We start from the raw sequence: 2,814 nt of genomic DNA on the forward strand, positions 1-2,814 counted from the left end.
GCCCTGATGCCCGGCAGCCCCTCCAACGCCTGTCGCCCGACCGCCGACGCCTGATGCACGGCGGCGCCCGCCGAAGCCTGTTGCCTGCCGACCCCGCCGAAGCCTGTTGCCCGGCGGCGCCCGCCGAAGCCCGGTCGCCATCGGCCGCTTAAGCCACTTCCGTTGGCTAGGCATGCTGCCGGGCGGCCGAACGTGGCCGGGAGCGACTTCCCATTAGACACATCAGTCGCCTCCGTCGACTTTGCAGCCGGCGTGACCACTTTCCAGGGTGAGTGACCGGTCACAGGTGGTCATGCCGGCTGCAAAGTGGCGCTGCGCGTGGATCCCGAGCGCCAAATGCGGCACAGGCGATCCTCACTGGTCACGTGACTCACTCGCGTGGACCTTGTGCATGAAATGACCATATTCGGGGTGGGGTGACCGGTCACAAGTGGTTGTTTCGTGCACAAAGTAATCCTAGGTATCCAGCTCCGGGCGCCGGACGTGGCGGGAGCGGCTCGTGTTATGGGAGTGAGGATGCCTCACGTGGTGCGCGGTGCCGGGACGCCAACAGGGTCGGGGTGGTCAGCGGGACAGGGTTTTAGTGGCTCGGGGTGGTGGGGGTGGGAGACTCGGGGGCATGGCGGAGGCGGGGCCTGGGCGGCTGATCGCGGGCGGGCGGAGCGCGGATGTTTACGAGGCCGGGGACGGGCGGGTGCTGCGGCGGTACCGGGACGGGCGGCCGGCGGACCGGGTGGTCAGGGAGGCCGAGGTCATGGCGCATGCCCGGGCGCACGGGGTGCCTGTGCCTGAGGTGTTCGACGTCGCCGGGTGCGACATCGTGATGGAGCGGGCGGACGGGCCGACCATGCTCACCGTGCTTGGCCGCCGGCCGTTGGCGTTCCGGCGGCAGGCCAGGCTGCTGGCGCGGCTGCACGCCGTGGTGCACGCGGTGCCGGCGCTGGAGTGGCTCCCCGCGCCGTTCGGCGACGGGGACGGGGCGCAGGTGCTGTTGCACCGGGACCTGCATCCGCAGAACGTGATCCTCACGGCCGACGGCCCGCGGATCATCGACTGGGAAGGCGCCGCGCGCGGGCCTGCGGTCGCCGACGTGGCGATGACCTGGGTGATCGTGGGGTTCTCCAGCGTGCCGCCGACGGGTCTGAGCGCGGCGGCGGTACGGACGGTGCAGGCGCTGTTCACCAGGTCTTTCCTGGCCGCGGCAGGCCCGGTGGACCGGGACTGGCTGGCGGCCGCCGTCCGGCAGCGGCTCACCGATCCCCACCTGCTGCCACCGGAACGAGTCAGGCTAGAACGCCTGCGCGTCGCGTAGGGGCGCGGGCGGTGGGGGCGCCGGACACTGGAATGACCCGTGGTACCGGGTCGATCCGGGGTCCCCACTCGTCCCCGCCCGGTACTGGTCCCCCCACCCCAACGAGTGGCTCCCCAAGCACGGTGCCCGGCGCCCCGTGATGAGCTAACCGCGTCGGCGCGGCTGCCGCCATCCCCGAACTCAGGGATGCCGCCGCCGCGGCGCCCGGCCTAGACTGGCTCGGTGGCCGCGCACGTCAGCACTGCGTCCGGCCAGGTTATCCGGCTCACCGACGGCAGCCAGCTGGTGTTCGGGCGAGGACCGGAAGTGGACTTGGCCATCTCAGCCGGGAGGGGGCTCTCCCGGCGTGCCGGCGTGATCGCGGCCACCACAGAAGGCGCCTGGATCGCCAACATCAGCCGCACCCACGCGCTCTACGTCGCGGGTGACGGCTACCGGATCCGGCTGCCGCGGGTGGACGGCGACGGCGACCCCGCGGGCGGCTGGCTCGTCCACGCCGGAACGGCCACGGTCGGCTCGCGCGCCATGCTCGACGACGGGCTGCAGATCGCGGTGACCGTCCCAGGCCGGCACCGGCGGCGGCCCGCGGGCACGGCCGACGCCGACGAGGCGGCGGTGGACAGCGAGGGCACGCTGCTGCCGCTCTACCTGGATCCGATGACCAAGCTGTTCCTGGTGGCGCTGATGTGGTGCCGGCCGTGGCTGCTCGACCCGAGCGCGACGTCGCCGTTGCCGCGCACCCCGGAGATTGCCAGAGCCGCGCTCGAGGCGACCGGCGCGCATCACGAGCTCGACAGGTTCGACACCGACCCTGAGTACCGCGACCTCCTGTCGGCGCGAGTCGCCGAGCATCTCAAGGTGCTGCGCCGCAAGATCACCGACCGCGGGCTCGCGGGCCCGGGCGTCCGCCTGTCGGATGAGGTCGCCGTGCGGGTGCTGATCGAGCACGGCGTGATCGCCGCCTCCGACCTGGGCCTGCTGTCCGATCCCGCGTGGTGCTCGAGGCAGGAGGACCTGTGGTGGAGCCGGGAGTTACGGGGCGGGCGGCTGGCCAGGCGGCCCAGTCGACGGACCCGCGCCGACCTGGAACCTGACGCTGGCGCTGCGCTCACCGGGAGCGGTCACGACCGCCGTGTACTTCCCCAGCGGAATCGGGCCGCGGAAGAAATAGTGTCCCTGGTCGATCGCGTAGCTGAACGTGCCCTGCCGGTCGGTCACCGGCCGGTCCAGTGAGGGACCCACGCCGGCCAGGCTGATCGTGACCCGCCGGTCCGGGGGGTAACCGCTGCCGTGGACGATGTAGACCGTCAGGCCGTCCCCGTAGACCTGGCTGACGCAGACCTGCGGTGTGCCGGATGGCTGCTGGCTCACGCACGGCGGCGGCGGCGGCGGGGTAGGCCCCAGCGTGTCCGATCCGCGCAGCAGCGTCCCGAGCCCGGTCCCCGCGGCGAGCAGCAGGACCACTGCTGCCGCCCAGATGGCCCAGTGAGCCCGCGGCAGCA

Annotated in this window: 2 protein-coding genes; both read left to right on the top strand. The window is 72.4% G+C overall.

The genetic code is table 11. The annotated features are described in order from the left end of the window. Positions 1–619 precede the first annotated feature (619 nt). Positions 620–1,312 (top strand): phosphotransferase, encoded by a 693-nt coding sequence (locus WA805_RS22005; RefSeq protein WP_422280306.1) that lies wholly within the window; start codon positions 620–622, stop codon positions 1,310–1,312. A gap of 222 nt (positions 1,313–1,534) precedes the next feature. Then, entirely contained in the window at positions 1,535–2,545 is a 1,011-nt protein-coding gene (locus WA805_RS22010) for a hypothetical protein (RefSeq protein ID WP_425243274.1), read from the top strand. Positions 2,546–2,814: the final 269 nt, after the last annotated feature.

Source organism: Trebonia sp., from assembly GCF_049794275.1.
In the GTDB taxonomy this organism is placed as follows: Bacteria; Actinomycetota; Actinomycetes; order Streptosporangiales; family Streptosporangiaceae; genus Trebonia.